This is a genomic window from Vibrio sp. 10N.286.48.B8 (assembly GCF_003050085.1).
GTDB lineage: Bacteria > Pseudomonadota > Gammaproteobacteria > Enterobacterales > Vibrionaceae > Vibrio > Vibrio crassostreae.
Window position 1 is genome coordinate 160,789 of record NZ_PIGD01000005.1, and the last position, 22,945, is coordinate 183,733.

The window sequence follows — 22,945 nt, forward strand, 5'->3', positions numbered from 1 at the left end:
GTCGGTACCATTTGGTGTTAGTTTTATTAAGAGAAATATAATGGCTAGGCTTAACTTTTTTTGGAATTTATCTCGCTTTCATAAGCGGCTGATAAGTATATTCGTTGACGCTTGTTTTGTTGTTATATCTTTTTATGCAGCGTACTGGACTCGTATTGGCCATATGAAGCCTCTCGACGATATATCTACTCGGTACGTATTGTTCGGTACTTTATTGGTTACTATTCTCGCTTACACTAAGCTTGGATTATATCGGGCCATTTTACGCTACCTAACGTTTCATGCCTTAGCTGTAGTCAGCATAGGAACAATCCTATCAGCAGGGTGTGTTGCTATTTTGGCTTTTTATTTTGACGCTAGCATACCTCGTTCAATCCCAATCATATATGGTGCATTTCTATGTCTCCTTAGTGGTGGTTCCAGATTGATTATTCGAGTGTTGGTCTCTCAAGCTAGCAGTAAAGATAAGAAAAAAGTTCTTATTTATGGTGCTGGTGCAGCTGGTAGGCAGCTAGCGCTTGCACTTCGCTCTTCTGAAACCCATAGAGTTATGGGTTTTATAGACGAAGATACTACGTTAGAAAATACCATTATCATGGGTCTTAAAGTTCATGATACAAGTTCAGCACAAGCGCTAGTAGAGAAGTGCAATGTAAATCAGATTTTACTTGCAGTTCCCAGCGCTTCTAGGTCAAGGCGCAAGGAAATTCTTGATGCTTTAGTACACCTTTCTGCAGAGGTGCTTACTATTCCAGACATGAAAGATATTGTAGAGGGCAAATCAAAGATAGATGAACTGAAAGATGTTGCTATCGATGATTTGTTGGGGCGAGACCCTGTGGTACCCCAACAAGTTCTTATGGAAGGCAACATTAAAGATAAAGTTGTAATGGTGACAGGAGCTGGTGGCTCTATAGGCTCGGAATTATGTCGTCAGATTTTGCGAAATAAACCTAAAACTCTTGTTTTATTTGAGCTCTCTGAGTTTGGTTTATACCAAATAGATCGTGAGTTATCTTTGTTGAACAAAGATGAAGGCTTGGGTGTTGAAGTTATTCCATTGCTAGGCTCTGTACAGCGTATAAATCGCTTATCCACCGTAATGACAAGCTTTAAGGTCAACACTGTTTATCATGCAGCAGCTTACAAGCATGTTCCGTTGGTAGAGTATAATGTTGTAGAAGGCGTACGTAATAACGTTTTTGGCACTTACTACGCAGCAAGAGCAGCAATTGAGGCCAACGTTGAGTCATTTGTTCTTATTTCAACTGATAAGGCTGTGCGCCCAACGAATATCATGGGCACGACGAAGCGTGTAGCTGAACTCGGTTTACAAGCTTTAGCTGAACAAGAAAATAAAAAGCAAAAAGGCACCCGTTTTTGTATGGTTCGTTTTGGTAATGTGTTGGGCTCATCTGGCTCTGTGATACCACTCTTTAAACGACAAATAGCGAAAGGTGGGCCGATTACGGTAACTCACCCAGATATTATTCGTTACTTCATGACTATTCCTGAAGCTGCACAATTGGTTATTCAAGCTGGCGCGATGGGTAAAGGTGGTGATGTTTTTGTTTTGGATATGGGGAAACCCGTTAAGATAACTGACTTGGCTGAAAATCTTATTCAACTTTCTGGGTTAGAGGTTAAGAATGATGATAACCCGTATGGTGATATCGCGATCGAATTTACTGGGCTGAGACCGGGTGAGAAACTGTTCGAAGAGCTACTTATTGGTGATAATGTTGCTCTTACCGCTCATGAACGTATTATGACAGCTAACGAACAATTTTTAGCAATTAATGAATACCAACGATTGATTGCAGATTTAGATGATGCGTGCCATAACTTTGAGCATGAAAAAATAAGGCAGTTATTATTAGATGCCCCTACCGAGTTTTCTCCAACGGATGGGATCGGTGATTTAGTTTGGAAGCGTACTGCTCCTCGACAAAATTGATATGAACCTCTGCCTGTTCAAACATAGCTTTGAGAGTGCTTCTCAAAGTTGCATTGATTTGTTTGCATTCTGTTTAAGTGTAAGGTGCTGATTAAACTAGATTGATTTAAAGAATGCTGTTAGAAAGTTTACGAATCGAACAATACTAACAATGTACAGTATGATAGTATTTGTCGGTAATTAATTTAGATGTTTTGAGAGATTTAAAGTGAAGCAGTCAACACAACCCAAGCCATACTCTGCGCACAATCCACCTATGTTCATAGAAGATGACGAGATCGATCTTAGAGATATTTTTAAGATGCTATGGGATGGCAAGTTAATTGTAATATTGGTTACTGCTTTGTTTGCGATTGGTAGCATTGCTGTTGCGCTAACAACGCAAGAGTGGTGGTCATCTAAGGCTAAGATCACAGAAGCCCAGCCTCAAAACTTAACAGCATACCAGCAGCAGGTTAAGCAATTTCAGCCCGTTTTCGATATTTATCAGGACGATGGAACAGTACTTGTAAGTAATGATTTGAATAAGTTAGTTGACTCCGAGTTATTGTTTAAACGTTTTGTAAGTACTTTCAATTCAGCTAATAATAAACGTGCTTTTTTAGATAGTAGTGTTGAGTTTCAAGAGTTCAAAAATACTCTTTTTGCTGATAGTTCAGAAGTGACAGATGACACGGTTCGTGCTTTGTATCTGCAATGGTTTGATAGAATTACAGCATCTATTTCAGATAAGAAAGATCGTAACTCACCTTATTTCGTAAGCTTTCAAACAACTTCTAAACAAAGTAGTTTTGATTTACTTACCTCGTATCTTTCCGTTACTGAAGCTAAAGTTCGTCAAGATGCATTTAACAACTTGAATGCCGTTGTTGATGGCAAGCGGAATGAACTGATACAGCAGAAAAAGATCCTCGAAACTCAAGCTAAAAGTCAGCTGCTTATAGAAGCTGAGCGAACTAATTATGCAGTTGCAATAGCAATTGCTGCGGGGGTCGAAAAGCCTATTCAGACGAGCAATCATCGTGAGCTATTTGGAATTGATTTAGGTTCTAAAGGGCTAGAAGCGAAAATGAAAGCTTTAGAGTCAATTAAAAATTTAAGTGTTATTGAGCCTCGCCTTCTGCAAATCAATGCCAAATTGGACATGCTTAATAATCTTACGATAGATCGAAACATTGAATTTCAAATGTTTCGTTTTCTAGAACGAGTGGAGCAACCAATTACAAGAGATAAACCTAACCGTGTGCTGATTGTTCTTTTGGGAACATTGTTTGGTGGGATTCTGGGATTGATGATTGTCGCGATTAGATTTGCTTTTAGAAAACAAGATTAACAACTACCAATGGCTAGTGTTTATACACTAGCCATTTTTTTGCTGAGTATATTTTGTCATTTCGCTATTCGATATTTGTGTGTCTTATCAATACTGACGAGCAGAAAAGCTTACTTGGACTTCATACCTCAGTAACACATGTTAGTTGCCTCTGATTGTATACTACATCCCAAAGTAGTCCGTGCACTCGGTTTTACCTCCAATACATCATTCTAATGGTATTAGGTAAGCGTGCGGACGTTCGCGTTGATCTTTCTCATTTCTTACCTTTTACCCCTTTCTGACGCAATCCTGACTTTTTTTTGAATCGTTGTGGTGCGTTTATTAATTATACATTTACTTGATAGCGGTAATTACCTATCATAATGCTCAATTAGTTGTTTAATCAGAGTAATTCCTTTTTAGGCTATCTATCATTGATTAGATGGTTTTGGTTGGATATTGAAAGCAAAGCAACAATCTTCTTGTGTTGGTACCTTCTGAGTACCATTTTTGTAGTGTCATACGAAAAGATTATGCTAGCTGCTCGCTTGCTGCATACAAAGCAAGCTACTCTTAAGTTCTTTGTGCTTGTTAAACAGCATTGATAAATCTGGCGAAATTCAAAAAGTACAGTATTGACCTGTCTGTAGCTTCTAGCTTCAGTATGCAATATTGTGCAATTGCGTCAGTAGCTTTGGTACGGAATGGCGTGTATGAGTGTCTGCTTTTTGGGCTTTCATACAAAAACTGATTAGACTATCGCTTAGATTTGCTAGGAAAATCAGCCTCAGTTCAGTTTGAAATATGGAAGATATAATTATATGAAAATGCAGTGGTTAGCTAGGGTTTCACCTTTGTTGTTGCTATCAGCAACAGCTGTTGGAGCTGAAAATTTATACGTAGGCGCTAAAGTAGGTAGTGTAACTGCCGATAACTTTGCACCATTAGTAGAGAGCCGTACGGCTATTGACGACTCAGACACATCTTACGGTTTGTTTGTGGGTTATCAATTATTGGATACCTTGTCTATAGAAGGCAGCTACAACTATCTTGGTGAATATAACCTTAAAGATATTGCCGGTGGTAGTTACGATGCAAGCACCTTTGACGTGCTACTTAAAGCCTCTGGTAATATAAACGATAGTCTAGCGTTATATGCTAAAGGTGGCTTCGCTATTTATGACTGGAACGCAAACGGCCCTGGCGTGGAATCTGATGATTCTGGCGTGATTCCAACAATCGCTTTCGGTTCTGAATACTCGATTACACCATCAATGAAGATTGGCTTAGAGTATCAATTCTATGATGGTATTGGTGGTGTTAACATCGATTCATTTAATGTTGCCTTGTCTCATAGCTTTTAATCATTTGTAGGGATAAATTGTGAAATATAAAATTTTAGCGTTATCAGTCGTTGGTGCAATCCTTGGTGGTTGTGGCAGTGACAACAACAACAGCGTGCCACCTGAGCAAGCGTACCGCAATATTATGGCATTCGACCCTGCAGTTATGGGTATGAAAGGCACATTCAGCTGTGACGATGGTACAAAGGGTTCTCTTGAAGAAACAAACTACTACGGTGTTTCTGAAGTTACTGAGCTTACCGTTCTTAACTACCCTGAAACTTGTTCGTTTGCTTACGCTGCAACAGCGGATGCAGTTGACGTTTCTAACGGCAAAGACATGAGTAAGGTGAGCTACAAGTTCCCTAAAGGCCTAGCGAACTACGACGACCTTGTGACATCTTCTCCAATCTCAACACTGATTGAGAAAGAGCTAGATGGTCAATCTTATGATGAGTCGATTGGTGAACAGATTCTTAACGATCTTGGCTTGGGCTACCTAGTAAACAATGGTCGTGCTACTAGTGTGGCTGACTTCCTACGTCGTACACAAGAAATTATTGAAGACCTTCCTGCATCTGAAGCAAGCCTAGTTTCGGCAACAGCAGCGGTACTATCAGACGTACTTGTAGTAAGCCCGAATGCATCAGCAACAGAGTTGTCTGACGCAGCGGTTGCAATTACAAAAGAAGTTATCAATACCTACCCTGACTACCCTAAAGCTCCGGGTGGCGATGAGATTTACTTAGATCTAACAGAAGATCCATCATTCATTGAAGGTGTGGTGGCTGATCCTACTCAGGATGTGACTATTCCAGATTCAGCAGAAAAACCATCTGAACCGGTTCCTGACCCAGATGAAGGCACTAAGCCACCAACTGGCGGTACTGGTGGTACTGGTGGTACTGGCGGTACTGGCGGTGGCGGTAACGGCGGTGGTACTGGCGGCTAATTTAAGCATCATTAATAAAAGGCACCACTCGGTGCCTTTTTTGCATGCTATTACTATCGAGCACTGTCACCATTAAACTCTGTCGCTATTAAACATAGTCACTTTCAAGCACTGTTACTAATAAACACGGCCACTATCTAACATAGTCACTGTCACATACGGTTAAAACCTATTGTATCCCAATGAAAATACTCAGTTATTCTAAAAACGCATCTTTCATAGCATCTCTTAGCGCATTAGCCATCGCTTCCAATGCCTACGCCGTCGATAACTTGATGTCGTCCCAAAGCTATACCGGCGCAATCATTGTGCCCAATGCTCAAGTGATGGACACTGGCGACATCTCTTTCCTTTATGGGCAGGGTGTACCGTACAACGGAAAAATTAGTGAGTTAGACAACATATTATTCAGCGTGGGCTTATTCGATGGGCTTGAGGCTGCAGGTCGAATTGTTACAAAGACCTATGATTGTCACCTTTACCCAAATGTACCAAACTACAACCCTAATTGTGGTAACGGTATTCGTGACTTATCGGCATCGTTTAAATATCAGCTTCCTTTCGTTAAAGATTGGACCGGGTTTGATTTGGCGATAGGTGTTCAAGATCTCGGTGGCGCAGCCAGTAACTTTGAGACCTACTATGCAGTAGCCGATTATGAGCCTGATTTTGTCCAGGCAAGGTTTAGTGCTGGTTATGGTGTTTCATATGCTAAATCAGGCGACAGGCATGATGTCCTGAATGGACCTTTTGCCAGTCTAGAATATCAGCCATTGGATTTTGTTCAGCTTATTGCAGAGCACGACTCCCATCAGTTCAATGCGGGTTTAAAGGTGTTTACACCAGAAAACTACTTGCCACTTGATACGCAGTTATCTTTTCAATACCAATTTTATACCAGTGGTGAGGCCGATATAGACATTTGGTCTGTGGCAGCATCGACTCCGTTAATGGGCTTCTCTGAATCTCGCCGAGTGAATGAGTTAACCCTAGAAGACAAGATCGCAGTAGAACAAGCACATCATAAATTTGCCGGTATGGTTCAACTTAAAAAAGCACTGGTTGATGAAGGCTTTCTTAACGTCAGAATTTCTGCGGATGATATTGGTTTAAACGTTGCACTGGAAAACCGACGTTATAACCGTAACCAAGTGGACGGTGTGGGTGTTGCGTTGGGTATTATCTCTTCCTACGTGGGAGAAGGTATGCTTCAAGACCTCGGGGTTAAAAACTACCAACAACAAAACATTCGCCTGTTTAACTTGGTGAATGACATGCCGATGATGGAAGTGATCACCAATGCGCCATGTTACCGTGAGTTTGTAAAAACAGGCGAGCCTTGCAAAACCCTTCTTGTTCGCACCTCAGATGTGAAAAAGAGTTATGCAAAAGCAAACTTTGATAAAGAGGTGGCTCGTTCAGGCTTTGGTCGTACGCAGGTAATTGTTTCCCCTGCTTTGTACCACAATACCGCCACAGAATACGGTGTATTTGACTACTCTTTAGCACTTGCAACTAACTTATATACGCCGCTTTGGAAGGGCGCCGCGTTGGATGTTCGACACGTAATGCCACTGGCAGAGAGTGACGACTTTGAAGAGGGCGAAATTTGGGGCGACGACGCGTTTGAAAATGAAGTCGATAGGGTACTTTTCCACCAAGCATTCCAATTGCCTTATAACCTCACGACTCAATTCTCATTCGGACAAGTTTACGGAAACTTTTTGGGCTTTTTGAATGAAACGCAGTATGCGAGCAATAGTGGTCGTCACATTCTAGGGGCTGAATACGCGAACTTTTCTGCTCAAGATAAGTACGACTCAAGAGGGAAGGCTATCTTAGATGCGACCCCGATGATTGGCCACTACACCTATTCAAGACCGGACTGGAACTGGCAAGGTAAAGTGCAAGCCGGTCAATTCTGGAAAGGCGATGAAGGGGTACGTGTGACCACCAGTCACTGGTTGGGTGATGTAAGAGTTGATGCGTCATACCAGACCACAAAAGCAGTAGGCAGCAGTGAAACCGAAGATTTTGTGACGCTTTCTATCGCGATTCCGCTGACACTATGGCGTGATATGAGCCCTGACTACGTTCAATTACGTGGTATCGACCAGTTTGTATACGCACTTCAAACTCGCGTTGGTGAGACTCACAATAATTTAGGCACAGGCTTAGGTGTCGATACTGGCTTACAACACAATATTGAAAGGCAGTACTTCAACCGTAACCGCATCGGCGCAAGTTACTACTATGAAAACCGACAGCGCTTACGCAACGCTTACCTAAAATATTTAGAAGCCGTAAAATAATTTAGCGTAACATCTAAATCTAAGAGCCAGCACCTCATGTGTTGGCTCTTTTAATTTTTTTCGCACCATCCGCTCTTACCTTTTCGTATCTCGTTCATTCGCATCCCGAACCTGCTCCTAAACCATTCAACTAGGTTGATAATAACCACAATTTGTGGATAATGTTTACGGATTAAAATGACCGGATGCAAGCATCGTTTTTGCTGCGTTTTGGGATAACTACGCAGTGTGGTGTTGCGGACGATCAAGGGGCGGTAGCATCTTGATTTTTCGATGATAAATGAGAGTTAGATCTTATTATTTGTTCACGTAAGCACTATTTTAAGCTGCATAGCTGATAAAATTACGCGCTTAACTTCCTTTGGTGTCCTTTTGGGTATCACAACACATTCCACCTCTATTACTTGGTTAACATGAAGATCAATAAAAATCGTCTCCTTTTCGCGCTTATACCTGCATTGCTTGTAGGGTGTACGACTCCAGGTACTCACCTGTCTACCGGTGGTAAGAATGTGATTCAGCCTTCTGAGGAACAACAAGAATCTGATATCTCTGATGTGGTTAACCTTTACCCACTCACGGCTCAATCTGTATCAAGTTACCGAAATGAATCTTTATCGGTTTCACAAGCCAACCCGGAACTTGACGTAGACATCGCGAAGTATGAATACCAAGTGGGTGTCGGTGATATTTTAAATATCACGATCTGGGATCACCCAGAACTGACGATACCTGCCGGTTCTTACCGTAGCAGCACAGAAGCGGGTAACTGGGTTCATGCCGATGGCACCATCTTCTACCCGTACATTGGTACAGTCGAAGTAGCAGGAAAAACGGTTCGTGAAATTCGTTCTGATATAGCGGCACGTTTGGCGAAATACATCGAAAGCCCGCAAGTTGATGTGAACGTAGCGGCTTTCCGTTCTAAGAAAACCTACATTACTGGCGAAGTGTCTAAACCTGGCCAGCAGCCGATTACCAATATCCCACTAACATTACTGGATGCCGTGAACCGCTCTGGTGGTTTGTCTGAAGATGCTGATTGGCGTAACGTTTCATTAACCCGTAATGGCGTGGAAGAGAACCTTTCGCTTTACGGCTTGATGCAACGTGGTGACTTAACGCAAAACCGCTTACTGCAAGCCGGTGATATTGTTCACGTACCTCGTAACGACAATCAGAAAGTGTTTGTGATGGGGGAAGTGAAAGAGCCTAAGTTATTAAAGATTGATCGCGTAGGAATGAGCCTAACCGAAGCACTCAGTAACGTAGGTGGTATTAATGAACTTACCGCCGATGCAACGGGTGTGTTTGTGATCCGAACTTCTGATGATAAATCAGAGCGCATGGCGGATATTTACCAACTGGACATCGAAGATGCGTCAGCCTTAGTGATTGGCACCGAATTTGATTTAAAGCCTTACGACATTGTTTACGTAACGGCCGCACCAATCAGCCGTTGGAACCGTGTAATCGGTCAGTTGCTTCCAACCATCAATGGATTTAACAACCTAACCGAAGGTATGTTGCGCGTTCGTAATTGGTAATAACTGAATATTAATCATCAGGTTGCATTTAGCGTGTAACCTGATTTTTTATGCTTATAAATACATTACAGTTTGTCGGTAAACTCAGTTTAAAAGCTTGTTTCGTTTATTAAATCATTTAGCTTATAGCTACGTTCAGCTTGATAAGCCCATTACAATTAGAAGTCAGTTATGTTTAATAAAATTTTAGTCGTATGCGTGGGCAACATTTGTCGTTCCCCAACTGGAGAGCGAGTTTTACAAAAATTGCTTCCCAACAAAGAAGTGGCCTCTGCGGGTATTGCTGCCGAAAAAAGTCGTTTAATCGGTAAGCCAGCAGATGAAACTGCAATCTTAATTGCCGCTGAAAATGGGGTAGATGTTGAAAACCATCAGTCTCAGCAAGTGACGCCACAGCTTTGTGCGCAGTATGACTTGATCTTGGTGATGGAGAAGGGCCATATGGAGGCGCTTACTCAAATATCACCAGAGGCACGCGGTAAAACTATGCTGTTCGGTCAGTGGATTGGCCAAAAAGACATTCCTGACCCTTATCGTCAAAGTCGTGAAGCCTTTGAACACGCTTATAAGCTGATTGACGAAGCGGCACAAGCTTGGGCAAAAAAGCTGTAATTGATAGAGAAAATCTTCAGTTAAGCTATGTTACATAGCCACCAACAGAATCATATAAAAGAGAAGTACGCGGAGCGTATATGAAGTCTCTTAAATAGCAATAATTTAGGAAGTAGCAAACAAATGACAACACAACCCTCTCAGCAATCGCATACAGATAACTCTGATGAGATAGATTTAGGAAAACTGCTTGGCATTCTGCTGGACGCTAAATGGCTAATCATGCTGACCACATTTGCTTTTGCTGTGTTTGGTATCGCGTTTGCTCTGCTTTCAACGCCAATATACAAAGCCGATGCCCTGATCCAAATTGAAGAGAAAAGCTCTGGCGGCATTTCATCGATGGTCGGTGACATGGGCGAGTTGTTCTCTCAAGAATCTTCTGCCACGACAGAAGTGGAGATCATCAAATCTCGTATGATCTTGGGCGAAACGGTTGATAAGTTTAACTTAACTACGGTGACATCACCGAACTATGCACCCATCGTTGGCAAAGGCTTTGCTCGCTTAACCGGTGACATCAACCACATTGCGGTTAGCCGTTTTAACATGCCAAGCTATGCGAGCGACTACGGGCACACGATCCAGATCCTAGATGCCGAGCAGGGCACTTACCAATTAGTTCGCGACGATGAGCGCGTTATCCTAAAAGGCAAAGTGGGTGAATTAGCCACTGCCGACGACTACAGCTTGTTTGTGGCAGGTTTTGAATCACACAATGGTTTTGAATTTTCTATTGGTAAACAAAGCCGACTAGAAGCGATCGAATGGCTGAAGAAGTCTTTATCATTGTCTGAGCAAGGCAAGCAGACTGGCATTTTGAAGCTGAGCTTTGAAGGTGAAAACAAGCAGCAGATCTCTGAGATACTCAATCACATCAGCCAGATCTACTTCTTGCAGAACGTGAAACGTAATTCTGCGGAAGCAGAGAAGAGCCTTGAGTTCCTAGAAAGCCACCTACCGGGCATTAAATCCGAGCTAACGGGTTATGAAGATACGCTAAACAACTACCGCCAAAAGAACGAATCGATCGACTTAGGCTTAGAAGCACAATCTACTTTGAAGGTAATGGTCGAGCTTGAAGCGCAATTGAATGAACTGACGTTTAAAGAGAGTGAAATCAGCCAGCGCTTCACTAAAGATCACCCAGCATACAAAGCCCTGCTTGATAAGCGTAAAACGCTATTGGGTGAGAAAGAGCGCTTAAATAAGCAAGTACAAAAGCTACCGAAAACACAACGTGAAGTACTGCGCATGACACGTGATGTTGAAGTAAACCAACAGATCTACATTCAGCTTTTAAACAAGGTTCAAGAACTCAGCATCATCAAAGCCGGTACCGTCGGTAACGTTCGTATCTTAGATGACGCGCAAGCGTATGCTCGTGCTGTAAAACCTAAGAAGCCGCTAATTGTTGTGTTAGCAACGTTATTGGGTGGCATGCTAAGTGTCGCGTTTGTATTAGTGAAAGCGGCATTCCACCGTGGTGTGGAAAGCCCAGACCAAATTGAACAAATCGGACTTCCGGTTTACGCCGCGGTACCAAAATCTGATTTACAGATTGAGCTAACCAACCGCTTTAAATCGAAGAAAGTACAAACAAAAGGCGTTCAGGCACTGCTTGCCGAATCGAACCCTGCGGATCTTTCGGTTGAAGCGCTGCGTGGCCTGCGTACCAGTTTGCACTTTGCGATGCTCGAAGCGAAAAACAATATCTTGATGATCTCTGGCCCTGCACCGGGCATTGGTAAATCATTCATCTCGACCAACTTTGCTGCAGTAGCCGCCAAAACAGGCCAAAAGGTATTATTGATTGATGCCGATATGCGTAAAGGTTACCTACAACAAAGCTTCGGCGTGAACTGGGATAACGGCCTTTCTGATGTATTGAGCAGCAAGCAAGAATTCGCTCAATCAGTGAAGTCGACTCCTGTTGAAAACCTCGACATTATTACTCGCGGCCAAGTGCCACCCAACCCATCTGAGCTGCTGATGCACCCACGCTTTGCTGAGCTAATGGAATGGGCATCAAAAGAGTATGACTTGGTGATTGTCGATACCCCACCAGTACTCGCGGTAACCGATCCAAGCATTGTCGGCGCTTTCGCTGGTACCACATTAATGGTCGCGCGTTACGGTCAAAACACCATTAAAGAGATCGATGTTGCTCGTAACCGCTTCGAACAATCAGGCATCGAAGTGAAAGGCGTTATCTTCAACGCCATCGAGAAGAAAGCATCAAGTTCATACGGCTACGGTTACTACAACTACGCATATGCGAGCGACAAGAAGTAAAGGCTAAAGAGCAGTAACGAGATGCGAGTAATCGAGTATCGAAAAAATAAGAGCTAAAGAGCTGAAAGGCAGATACGAGATGAGAGTGGCGAGATACGAAAAGCGCCACTCGAATCCGCTCTTCATCTCTTTATCTTTTCGTTACTCGTTTACCCGCTACCCGCATCTATTCTTTTAAGCTCTTCGCATCCCGCTACCCGTCACTCGTATCTACTTTTTTATAACCCCTCCCGTTAAATACAATCCAATCGCCGCTAACACCGGATAGCCAAACGCCTCATTGGTCATTTCCCCTAATGGCTTCCAATCGTAACCGTGCATACAGCCCAGAATCACCATCACATGCAATGCCACATAAGGAATGGTGAACAACAACACAATGTATCGCTGTACCAACTTAAAAGGTTCATACGCTTTAAGCAGTGCCAGCTTGTGCTTCGCTTTTTCTTCATCAGTAAAAAACATCGCATCTCCTGTGTTGGTGATTGCATCTAACCCTTTGTTAATGGAAGACTGGCTCCCAAATATTCTTCCGAACAATGTCATACTGCTCCTTGGTTGATTGATTGGCTTTGACCGCATGTATAGCCTTTGACTGTATAACCCTCTCACTCTTCATCTCTGCTTTCCCGCTCTTCCTGCTTTTCGCATCTCGTTTACCCGAATCCCGCATCCGCTCTTAGTCTCTTCGCATCCCGCTTACTCGAATCCCGCATCCGCTCTTAGTCTCTTCGCATCTCGCTTACTCGAATCCCGAATCCGCTCTTTAAGCTCTTCGAATCTCGCTTACCCGTCACTCGCATCCGCTCTTAAGCCTTTCGCATCCCGCATCTGCTCTTATCTTCAAAACAGGACACGCTTTATTCACGCCCCAATCTTTATGCCCCTTAACATTCTCATCTGAAATTAAGAACTGCTCTTGCAGTGCAGTCATCAAACCAAACAGCGCCTTACGCTGCGCAAGTGTGAAGTTGTCTTCTGGTTGCAGCTCAGCATTACAGCCACCGACCAAACAAATCCCAATATTGCCCTTGTTGTGTCCTTTCACATGCGCGCCGGTTTGCGATAGCGGCCTGCCAAGTTCAACATCCCCATTACGACGAATAACAAAGTGATACCCCACATCGCGCCAGCCTTTCTTTTTATGCCATCGACGAATATCGGCTACGTCTACATCTTGCTGTGGTGGCGTGGCGCTGCAATGCACCGTAATAAATGAGAATGCCGGGCAATGAGGCAAACGGAGTAGAACCGAAACGAGACTGAAGGAATAGGGCGCGAGTGAAAAACAAGGCTCTAACGAAGGACTTCGCTCTTCCGTGCTAGCCCGCTCTTCCGAGTCAGCCAGTTCTTGTGAATCAGCAGACGCTTGCAAGCCAGGCGCTTCTAACGGCTGGTTTGGAACTCGATCAGTTGCTGGTGGAGTGTTTGACAAAATAAATCCTCGTGTTGTTGTAAATAGGCGATTAAAGACGTTGATAACGATTCTTTTAAATTAGGGTGCAGCGCGACGTGTTGTCGCAAACTGGTGGCTAAGGTTTTGGCATAACCAGAGTGGTGGCTTACATAGCGTAAATACATCACGCAATAACCTAATGGTTGGGCGCGCCGTGCTCGGCTGATCATCCAACAAATATCCTCATAGCTGGGGGCGTCACCGCATTCATCCTCATTTAAATAACAACCTTCCGTTTGGCTTTCTTTATAACCGCCGGCTTCATAGCTCAGTACTTGGCCAGACCCATCGCTATCACTAAAAAATAACGGCTGGCGCGACGGATTGAGGGGATCAGCTCGGCACTCGATGCTCGCCATGCGGGGTTGATACGCTGAAATAAAAAGAGAAACTATCGCCTTCATTAAGCACCTTATTGCTGTATGGGGAGGGCAATGTACTTCAACATTCTTGATTGGGGTTGGCGGTAATAGCGCGAAAACGGCGGAACACAGAAAAGTGAGAGGTGCTTCGAAAAGCCATTGCTTAATAAGGTTGATGTTGCATATCTATCCGAGGCGATTAACCAAACATCTTTTCTTACAACTTATCGCATAGGCCTTTCGCCCCTAAAGCGCCAAAAAGTGTTGTTAATGCCCTTTATATCAATGGATTTCTGTACGAATGATCATTTAACAAGGAGCGTTAACCATGTGTGTTTCTCTTATTCTTTCTTTTATCCCATTAAAAACCGGCTCGCCCATCAGCAAGTTGGTGCTATTAAAACTGGCTGACAATGCCGATGCGCGCGGCGTGTGTTTTCCTTCCCTAAATTACTTAGCGCAATATTGCGAAGTGTCGGTAAGAACCGTGAAACGACACGTTAACGAATTGGAAAAACAAGGGTTTGTGAAGCGGATAAAGCGCTTTGATGATTCAGGACGCCAGCGCAGCAATATCTATCAGCTGCGCCTACCCAGCGACAGTCACATTCAGCAGGCCGATTTAGGCCAAGCAGATAGAGATTTAGATCAAACTGACCATTCAGACACTCCCCTAGGTGACTCAAGATCCAACACGGGGAGTGATCATCCTGCACACATAATCTTTCATAAAGAACATAAAACAGAGTTGAGCTTGAAAAATGGCATCTTAGATGACACCGATGTACTTGATCCTCCAAGCGGTTCTGAACAACATGAGCTATCGACATCTGAAACCAAAAATGAAGCCGTGATTCACCTGCTCACCCAAGAGGGCAGCGCGCCGATTTATCATGAATTCACCACCATATTAGAGCGCACCTACCCCAAGTTAGATGTGCTGCAAGAACTGCATGCCATGCAAGCCTGGCTGTACATCAACCCCGATAAGCGCAAACCCTTTGAGCACATTGGTCATTTTGTGAATGGCTGGCTAAGAAGAAGCGCCCAAGCCAAGGCGAAGCGAGACTCATCACCAGTCTTTAAGCAAGCACAAGCGGTGAAACCCTCAAAGAAAGCTAAATCAAGAAAAGCCGTAGGATCAACAAAAGCAGATGCGCCCACAACTGCTTCAAACCAAGCGCAGCCTATCAAAAGCAATCAAGCCGAAAGCAAATCTCAAAACTCCACACCTGTTTCTCAAGCCCTAGCGGACTACAAAGCCAAAAGCACCACCAATCCGTTCGAAGCGCGTATCAAGGCCCTCGTTCAATCCAAATCGCCCGGCACGGATTCTAAAAAGTGACCATTCGATTTTTCACAGACCCAACGCGAATACAAACAAAAAACGTCAAGATACAAAAGTAGAATTAGGGAGAGGGCAAATGGACGATACCAGCCTAAAAACACTGACAACGGAAGAAAAAGTAACCATTTTAGAAAAAGAGATTGCGCGAGTGGAAGGGCGCATTGGCGAGTTCTTGAAACTGCTGGTTGACCACTACCCACAAGGCCTAACACGCACCGAGATTAAAGCGCTATTGGCGGTAAACAATAACCCGAGCTTCGTCTCGCTGTATAGAAACGGCAATATTTTCATTGATATAGAAAAGCGCTACTGCGACGCAGCACAAGAAAACCGATACCACATAGGGACTCAGTATCTACAAGACGTACAATGCTCCCGCTGGGTCAATGCTTTGTGAGGCACTTGTCAGAATGAGTTAAATTGCAAACTGGTCAATATGCACTTGATTTGCTAGACTACGCAGCAAATTAAAACCGTATGAAAACCGCATAAAGCGAACAAATTATGACTATTGCCTGTAGGAGCCAAACCTAAGGGCGGTAGCGTACCTAAATGCAAGGGTGGCAAGTTAGTTAAGTCAAAAGCGCTACAAGCCACAGAACGGCGGTTTTTTGCGGCCTATTGGGGCGGTTTAAGAAAGTAAGCAAAATCTAGGATTTATAAGAGACTGTCTCAAAATGAATAAAAAGTGTCTCAGCTGAAGCTTTATATCCTAGTCCAATCTGGCTAAATTTCATTTCGATTTTCAGAAAGTTGTGTTTTCAATTGAGTAGCATGATAATTATTCTCTACAAAGTTTCGTTTTTTCTTAAGCTCATCCTCCCTTAGATTCTATTAGGTAGGATAGCATTGAAAACTACGTTAGACACTAGTTTTGAAGGAGATTGTAGAGAGTAATTAAGTGAGAGTTTGATCGTGATAAGACACATGGCTTTAAATCTGCTGATGGGAGAAACTGACTTTAACGCTGAGATCGAAATAAATAAGAGAAAAGCGAACCCTAGTAATACCGAACTGTCGTAAGTTATTTTAGGGTAAAATGCTTCGTGATTTCGCTCCGATAATAAGAGGAGCATATAGAAATTTTTTTGAAATTAAGGTTAATGTGATCTAACAATGAAATCCCGTTAAGGTCGATAGTGAAATCTTGAATTTACCTTCGAATTATAAAATTCAATCAAATAAGGGAATTTGTGCTGTACACAATAAAAATATCATTATTAATATTGCTTTTTATCTTAACCTATTTATTAAGGTGTAATAAATCACGCCAAATGGTTGCGCCAATTTATTGGTTGCTATTTTGGTTTATGCTTGCAGTCGTAAATCCCTTGTCTTTGGTATATTCCCCCAACGAATCCTATCTGTATATCTATATGTCTATATTGCTATTTGTGGTTGGTAATATATCAAGCAAGAAACATCTTATACTATTAGATAGAAGTTACCTTTCTAGAGAAGAAGATAATTTAAATAGGATAGCAAGTAAACTAGTTCTAATTATTGGTCCTATTATTGGATATTTGAGTTTTAAAGCCGTACATCTTATAAGCACTATGCCTTTATATGCATACAGAAGAACTGTATATACTGAACCTGAACTATTAATGGGAATAAAGCAACTTTTCCCACTTTTTCAATTGTTTATTGAGGGTGGAATTCTGCTATTATTATTAATTGCTTTTCAACAGTTGTTTTATAGTAAAAATAAAAAGTTAATAATATACTGTTTTTTCTTTGCTTGTATATTTTCAATTATATTCCTTGGTCGATATTCAATATATAGAATTCTTGTGTTGTCACTAATTTTCTCATTGTCTTTTTCTAAGGATTTAAAAAGTATAGGGAAAACAGTATTAATATCATTTTTAGTTGGTTCAATGCTAATTGGTTTTTCTATTTATAGAAGTAATGGATTGTTTGGTATTACTCAGGTTTTTATAAAACATATTATCGGATATCATTCTTTCGGGTTTAGCTTATTTGAGTATTATTATACCAACTCTGCTGAATATATCAGTCGTACATGGTTGGGTGGTTCATTATTTGGAAGCATATCTTATATAATATTTAAACCAATAGATGCAATTTTTAATATTGGAAGTTATCTACAAAGTCAGGATTATATCTCACAGGATAATTTTATTTATCTCGGTACATATATGGTTGGTGAAATATCAGTTGATTTGTTGGCAAATGCTTTTTATACACTGTTTACCGATTTATATAGAGACTTTTCTTGGCTAGGGGTGTTTCTATTTTATCCTATTGGCCGTTTTACCACATACTTGCAAGATAGGGTCAGGTTAGAAGATCCAATTGCTATTTTAACGCTAATGTATTTGATATTCATATTAACCTTCATGATAATGAAAAACCCTTTTGTTAGACATGAAATATTTTTGCCGACTATATATGTTATATATAAAGTTATAATAACTAAGAAGAATTTTAAATATGTATGATTTTTGTTTCGTTTGTGCAGTCCTCAACAGAAAAAACGATATTGTAAGATATGTGAATAGCATGCTAAATCAATCTTATGATAGGAATAAGTATATAGTTGTCGTTGTAGACAATGGTTCGGATGATGGAACATTAGAGTTACTAAATAAATTTAAAAATGAGAAGAATTTTATAGTATTAGATGGAAGTAATGTTAAGGGGAGCCCGTATTCAGCTAGAAACTTGATAATTAAGAACTATACTGCCAAAAATTATTGTTTTATGGATGGGTACCCCGATAGTTCTTATTTGGAGAATGCAAGTAATCTTGAGCTAGAAAAATCACTAGTTGCTGGTGAAATAATTATTGAGGTCAATGAAAAATCTTCTACTTATGAGTTGTATGATTCTATTTTTAATTTAGATAATGAAAAGATCGTATCTAAGTTCAATAGAGCACCTACAGGTAACCTTATAGTCAATCAAATGGTTTTTGATTCTCTTGGACATTTTAATGAAAACATACGTTCAGGTGGAGATATGATTTATACATCTAAAGCTGTAAAAGAAGGCTTTAGATTAGAGTTCAATCCTAGTTTACGCTCATACTATTTTTCAAGAAATAAAGAACAGCTAATTAAGAAACAAAAACGAGTTGCTTTAGGGCAGGTTGGGATATGGATAAGTGAGCAAAAAGAATGGAAGTACTTTATTAAATCAATAATTAAAATGGTGCTGCCAAACAATATTATTACTACTTATCAATATATTGAAAAACGCTCAAGTATTACGTTGAGGAAAAGGCAAGTATTTAAACTGATTATCTTAAATGAGAATCTTAGAATATTGATGGCTTATCATAATATAAAAAATTTCTTGCTAAAGATAAGTAATAATGAAAAGTAAAACCATAAACACAGGCATATTTTTACTGGTCGAAAAGCTTACTAAAATTATATCGTCACTAATAATTATTTCTCTAGTTGCTAAATCCTACGAACTAAAAGAATTCGGTAATTATGCTTACCATATGGCAATATTCACAATATTTTCTATGGTGATAAACTTCGGTTCAGAACAAATGATAGTGTATGAATCGTCTAAATACAAAAAATTTCAATTGTCAGATTATTTCTTTTTGAGGCTATTTAGTGCCATAATTTGCTCTATAATATTAAAGATATTGGTGCTATTAGATTTTGTAAATGCTAGTTATTACACTATTTTTTGTATTTCGTTTTTATCACAAACCATTTATGTAATGATTCCTTATTATCAAGGATTAATGAACTATAGAAACACATCTATAGCTGTTTCTTTAGCTATAGTATTATCGCTCATTATGAAGTGTTACCTAGTAGTAGTAGATGATGCCCTTAATATAAGTTTGCTAATTACACTAGATACTTTATTCATATCAACAGGACTATCGTTAATATATTTTTTTGATAAAAATATAATTATTAGATTTTATTTTTTTAATTCAAGAAAAATAAAGAAAATAGCTATAAATTGTTTTCCATTATTTGTAAGTGCAATAGGTATTATTATCTACGCTCGATCAGACCAAGTGATAATTAAACATCTAATGGACGATGCATCTACAGGTTTATACTCATCTGTTATAAAATTGAGTGAAGTCTTTACATTTATTTTGCCTATCGGTGTTAATCTATCATTATCAATAGTCGCAAAGTATTTAAATAAAGATAAAGATAAAAGTAAACATTATTTAATGCTATTTAAAATTTCAAATATCTATGCGTTATCTTGTATAATATTTCTTTATTTTTTCAATGAAAGTATAATTTTATTGTTATATACAGAAGAGTTTTTACAGGCGGTTAATATTCTTTCAGTGTACTCTGTGTCATTGTTGTTTATGTCAATGGGCAGCATGTCTAATGTATGGTTAATAGACAAAGGCTTACAAAAATATAAAGTCTATAGGGTCATATTTGGGGTTGTACTTAATATTGCCTTGAATCTAGTATTGATACCTAATTACGGTTTGATCGGAGCGGCTATCGCTACCGTCATTTCTCAGTTTTTTTCTTCTTTTGTAGCAAATTCATTTACTAAAGAAACAAGAAGTTTGTTTTTCTTACAATTGAATTCTTTAAAGGTTTACAAGTGGTAAAGTTAATATATAGACCAGATATCGATGGTCTTCGTGCACTAGCTGTTTTATCTGTGGTAATTTATCACTTTGACCCAAATATTATACCGGGTGGTTTTCTAGGAGTTGATATATTCTTTGTTATCTCTGGATATTTGATAACAAAAATAATTAGTCATGAAGCTCAAAATAAATCCTTCAATTATAGAGATTTTTATTTGAGAAGAATTAAGCGCATTCTTCCATCTTTCTATACTGTTCTAATTATATGTTTAATTATTTCTGCATTTTTATATGAAGAATCTGATTTGAGAAGTGTGATAAAGGCAGCGCTATCTTCTGTCTTATTTATTTCAAATGTTAACTTTGCTATAGGATTAGACTATTTCTCCCCTAATGCTCTAGAACAACCACTATTGCATTTTTGGTCTTTATCTGTTGAAGAGCAATATTATTTCTTAATTCCTATTTTAATCACATACTTCATCGGAGTTAAAGGAAATTTAAGAAGTATATCAATTATTTTTTCCATTTTATTTATTGGTTCAATATTATTTGCAACCTATTTAACTCTTCAGTCTGAGTATGAATCCATTTCATATTATTTATTACCAACAAGGATGTATTCAATGCTTATTGGTAGTTTAGTTGTTTTTTGGCGATTAGATCAGATTACAATTAAAAAACCAGATATTGTTTGCTTATTAGCATTACTTTTTTTACTCGCCTCTCTTTTTCTAATTGATAAATCATTTTTATTTCCCGGGATTGGAGGACTAGTACCAATAGTTGCAACCGCTGTGTTAGTTTCTTTTGGTAATTGTAAGGGGCTGCATAGTTTATTACTTTCGTCGCGTATAGCTACAACAATTGGAAAAGTATCATTTACATTATATTTAGTTCACTGGCCGGTGATGAGTTTTGCGAGATATATTTTAATGCGAGATATATTTACCTTATATGAAGCCGTGATTCTAGCGTTAATAATTATATTCTTCACTTTTGTAGTATACTTTTTAGTAGAAGATAGAATTAGAAAATATAATATTAGCTTTAAAAGAGCGACTATTCTTTTATTTATACTGCCAAGCTTTATTGTAGTGTCAATGTGTTTTTCTATTTACTTTGGATGGTTCAAACAAAACGAAAATTTAGACATTACTACTTATGACAATGACATAAGCATTTGTCATAATAAAAAAATGGACACATGTATAATTGGTGATGGAAGTACTAATATCGCATTCGTTGGAGATTCTCATGCGGCACAATACGGTTACCTATTAAAAGAGAATACTTATTTATATGATTGGTCAATATATTTCCGTTCTTCTAGTTCATGTCCGGCAATATCGACGATGGATAGTAGTAGAATTAAAAATATAAATATTAGAAATCGCTGTGATGCTTTTAAAGCAGAGCTAAATGATATATATGATAAATATAATACAGTTTTTATCTCACAGAAATGGGATTCATACTTGGATACAACTATGGGAGTGACTGAATTAGATAATTATCTAAATACTAATAAAAGTAAAATAATTATATTAGTGACACAAGTTCCTGAATATGAGCATGATGTTTTACGTGCTCATAAGTTTGCCAAAGAGAATACTAAGACTGAAGGTTACTTGATCGCTAATAAAGAGCTTGAAAGACTTTCGAGAAAGTATTCCAATGTATATTTGTTAGATACAGCCAAATATTTTAATGGTATTTCAAATGGTATAAATAGAGGTGTTCCTCTTTACAGAGATTCTCATCATATTAATGTAGAAGGTGCAAAATATTTGTCATCTAAATTTAGAGGTCCTTTAAATGAAAGTTATTAGCGTTGATTTTAACCCGATACTTTATAAAGGAGGGATCGCAAGTTTTAATCAGAGACTTAGTGATGCATTTGGAGATGACATTTATTTTATCACTTACTTTAGTGGGAATCGAATCCTAAGAAATGAAACGAATTTCCACTTACCTAAAAAGATATTCAAATTCGTTAATGCATTATTTAGGTATAATTTTTCTTCTTTTTTACTATATATTAAACTTTTGACGATAAGCGAAAAGAGTCAAATTACACTTATATTAAATTCGCCTTCTTTTATTAAAATATTGCCAGGGGGATTTAAAAAAATAATACTGGTTCAACATCAAGACAGTCAAACTATGTGGGAGAACCGTTCCGGTTTTAATAAAAGTAAGCGCTTATTAGAGAAATGTAAGGCTCGATTGACATATTTAGTATCTCTTACTGAAAATGATAAAATAGAATTTCACTCTAGATATAATATCCCTTTTAATAATATCATAGTGATAAGTCATTGTGCTGGTATTGAAAAGTTATTATCTAGTAAAGAGAAAAGTAAAAACATTTTGATGATGTCAAGGCTAGATAATAATCAAAAAAGAATTGATCTAGCTATACAAGCTATGACCAAACTGCCTGACTGGACATTGAATATTTACGGTATTGGAGAGGATGAGGTACTTTTAAAGAAAATCGTATCTCAGTTAAGGTTGAATAATGTTAAATTCCATGGCCTTAGTGAAGATAAAATGTCTGCGTTTGATTCAAATGCTATACATATAATGACCAGTGATTTCGAAGGATTTGGTATTTCTAATATAGAAGCTCTTACAAGAGGACTACCTCTCATTATTCGGGATACTTTTCCTGCTTCTAGAGAAATAATCTCGAATAATAATGGTATTTTACTGCATGAAAACTGGGATGAAAATGAGTTTGTGAACTCTGTTAGAGAACTATACACCAATTATAGTGATTTTTCTGATAATGCTCTACGTAGCTCTGAAAAATATACTTTAGAAAAATTCAAAGCTAAGTGGATAGAAATTTGTAAATAATAGTACATGTATAA

18 protein-coding genes are annotated in these 22,945 nt (G+C 39.3%); 15 read left to right on the forward strand and 3 right to left on the reverse strand.

Annotated elements, in window-relative coordinates:
• Positions 1 to 40 precede the first annotated feature (40 nt).
• The 8 genes from CWO08_RS08320 (at position 41) to CWO08_RS08355 (ending at position 12,333) form a co-directional block, all read left to right on the forward strand.
• A complete protein-coding gene (locus CWO08_RS08320) occupies positions 41 to 1,957 on the forward strand; it encodes a nucleoside-diphosphate sugar epimerase/dehydratase (RefSeq protein ID WP_108020243.1) in 1,917 nt (638 codons plus the stop codon).
• A gap of 208 nt (positions 1,958 to 2,165) precedes the next feature.
• Positions 2,166 to 3,290 carry a Wzz/FepE/Etk N-terminal domain-containing protein gene (locus CWO08_RS08325; protein ID WP_181360040.1) on the forward strand — a complete coding sequence of 375 codons (1,125 nt, stop codon included), beginning with the start codon at positions 2,166 to 2,168 and terminating at the stop codon, positions 3,288 to 3,290.
• Between the two features lie 803 nt (positions 3,291 to 4,093).
• A complete protein-coding gene (locus CWO08_RS08330; RefSeq protein ID WP_108020244.1) occupies positions 4,094 to 4,636 on the forward strand; it encodes an outer membrane beta-barrel protein in 543 nt (180 codons plus the stop codon).
• A 19-nt stretch (positions 4,637 to 4,655) separates the two neighbouring features.
• The gene (locus tag CWO08_RS08335) at positions 4,656 to 5,567 is read left to right on the forward strand and encodes a serine/threonine protein kinase (protein ID WP_108020245.1); all 912 of its coding nucleotides are present in this window, start codon (positions 4,656 to 4,658) and stop codon (positions 5,565 to 5,567) included.
• A 182-nt stretch (positions 5,568 to 5,749) separates the two neighbouring features.
• On the forward strand, positions 5,750 to 7,879 hold the full coding sequence (locus CWO08_RS08340) for a YjbH domain-containing protein (protein ID WP_108020246.1): 2,130 nt from the start codon (positions 5,750 to 5,752) through the stop codon (positions 7,877 to 7,879).
• A gap of 413 nt (positions 7,880 to 8,292) precedes the next feature.
• Positions 8,293 to 9,426, forward strand: coding sequence for a polysaccharide export protein (locus tag CWO08_RS08345; protein WP_108020247.1), 1,134 nt, complete (start codon positions 8,293 to 8,295; stop codon positions 9,424 to 9,426).
• Positions 9,427 to 9,597: 171 nt separating this feature from the next.
• A complete protein-coding gene (locus CWO08_RS08350) occupies positions 9,598 to 10,038 on the forward strand; it encodes a low molecular weight protein-tyrosine-phosphatase (protein ID WP_108020248.1) in 441 nt (146 codons plus the stop codon).
• Between the two features lie 123 nt (positions 10,039 to 10,161).
• Complete coding sequence (locus CWO08_RS08355) at positions 10,162 to 12,333, forward strand: polysaccharide biosynthesis tyrosine autokinase (protein WP_108020249.1); 2,172 nt, start codon at positions 10,162 to 10,164, stop codon at positions 12,331 to 12,333.
• Between the two features lie 210 nt (positions 12,334 to 12,543).
• Here CWO08_RS08355 and CWO08_RS08360 read toward each other — a convergent pair whose 3' ends face one another.
• The 3 genes from CWO08_RS08360 to CWO08_RS08370 all read right to left on the reverse strand — a co-directional run bounded on the left by CWO08_RS08360 (position 12,544) and on the right by CWO08_RS08370 (position 14,193).
• Positions 12,544 to 12,879 (reverse strand): hypothetical protein, encoded by a 336-nt coding sequence (locus CWO08_RS08360; RefSeq protein WP_108020250.1) that lies wholly within the window; start codon positions 12,877 to 12,879, stop codon positions 12,544 to 12,546.
• 247 nt (positions 12,880 to 13,126) lie between these two features.
• Complete coding sequence (locus CWO08_RS08365) at positions 13,127 to 13,708, reverse strand: N-acetylmuramoyl-L-alanine amidase (RefSeq protein WP_375071282.1); 582 nt, start codon at positions 13,706 to 13,708, stop codon at positions 13,127 to 13,129.
• A gap of 11 nt (positions 13,709 to 13,719) precedes the next feature.
• Positions 13,720 to 14,193 carry a hypothetical protein gene (locus CWO08_RS08370; protein WP_108020252.1) on the reverse strand — a complete coding sequence of 158 codons (474 nt, stop codon included), beginning with the start codon at positions 14,191 to 14,193 and terminating at the stop codon, positions 13,720 to 13,722.
• Positions 14,194 to 14,479: 286 nt separating this feature from the next.
• Here CWO08_RS08370 and CWO08_RS08375 point away from each other — a divergent pair, with 286 nt between their 5' ends.
• The 7 genes from CWO08_RS08375 to CWO08_RS08405 all read left to right on the forward strand — a co-directional run bounded on the left by CWO08_RS08375 (position 14,480) and on the right by CWO08_RS08405 (position 22,931).
• Positions 14,480 to 15,496 (forward strand): helix-turn-helix domain-containing protein, encoded by a 1,017-nt coding sequence (locus tag CWO08_RS08375; RefSeq protein ID WP_108020253.1) that lies wholly within the window; start codon positions 14,480 to 14,482, stop codon positions 15,494 to 15,496.
• A gap of 79 nt (positions 15,497 to 15,575) precedes the next feature.
• Complete coding sequence (locus CWO08_RS08380; RefSeq protein ID WP_108020254.1) at positions 15,576 to 15,896, forward strand: hypothetical protein; 321 nt, start codon at positions 15,576 to 15,578, stop codon at positions 15,894 to 15,896.
• Positions 15,897 to 16,773: 877 nt separating this feature from the next.
• The gene (locus CWO08_RS08385) at positions 16,774 to 17,964 is read left to right on the forward strand and encodes an O-antigen polymerase (RefSeq protein ID WP_108020255.1); all 1,191 of its coding nucleotides are present in this window, start codon (positions 16,774 to 16,776) and stop codon (positions 17,962 to 17,964) included.
• A complete protein-coding gene (locus CWO08_RS08390) occupies positions 17,957 to 18,850 on the forward strand; it encodes a glycosyltransferase (RefSeq protein ID WP_108020256.1) in 894 nt (297 codons plus the stop codon). The genes CWO08_RS08385 and CWO08_RS08390 overlap by 8 nt, the downstream gene beginning before the upstream one ends.
• Complete coding sequence (locus CWO08_RS08395) at positions 18,840 to 20,084, forward strand: flippase (RefSeq protein WP_108020257.1); 1,245 nt, start codon at positions 18,840 to 18,842, stop codon at positions 20,082 to 20,084. Before CWO08_RS08390 ends, CWO08_RS08395 begins: the two co-directional genes overlap by 11 nt.
• Positions 20,078 to 21,898: an acyltransferase family protein gene (locus tag CWO08_RS08400; protein ID WP_181360042.1), complete on the forward strand. Its 1,821-nt coding sequence runs from the start codon at positions 20,078 to 20,080 to the stop codon at positions 21,896 to 21,898. The genes CWO08_RS08395 and CWO08_RS08400 overlap by 7 nt, the downstream gene beginning before the upstream one ends.
• Positions 21,885 to 22,931 carry a glycosyltransferase gene (locus CWO08_RS08405; protein ID WP_108020259.1) on the forward strand — a complete coding sequence of 349 codons (1,047 nt, stop codon included), beginning with the start codon at positions 21,885 to 21,887 and terminating at the stop codon, positions 22,929 to 22,931. Before CWO08_RS08400 ends, CWO08_RS08405 begins: the two co-directional genes overlap by 14 nt.
• Positions 22,932 to 22,945 lie beyond the last annotated feature (14 nt).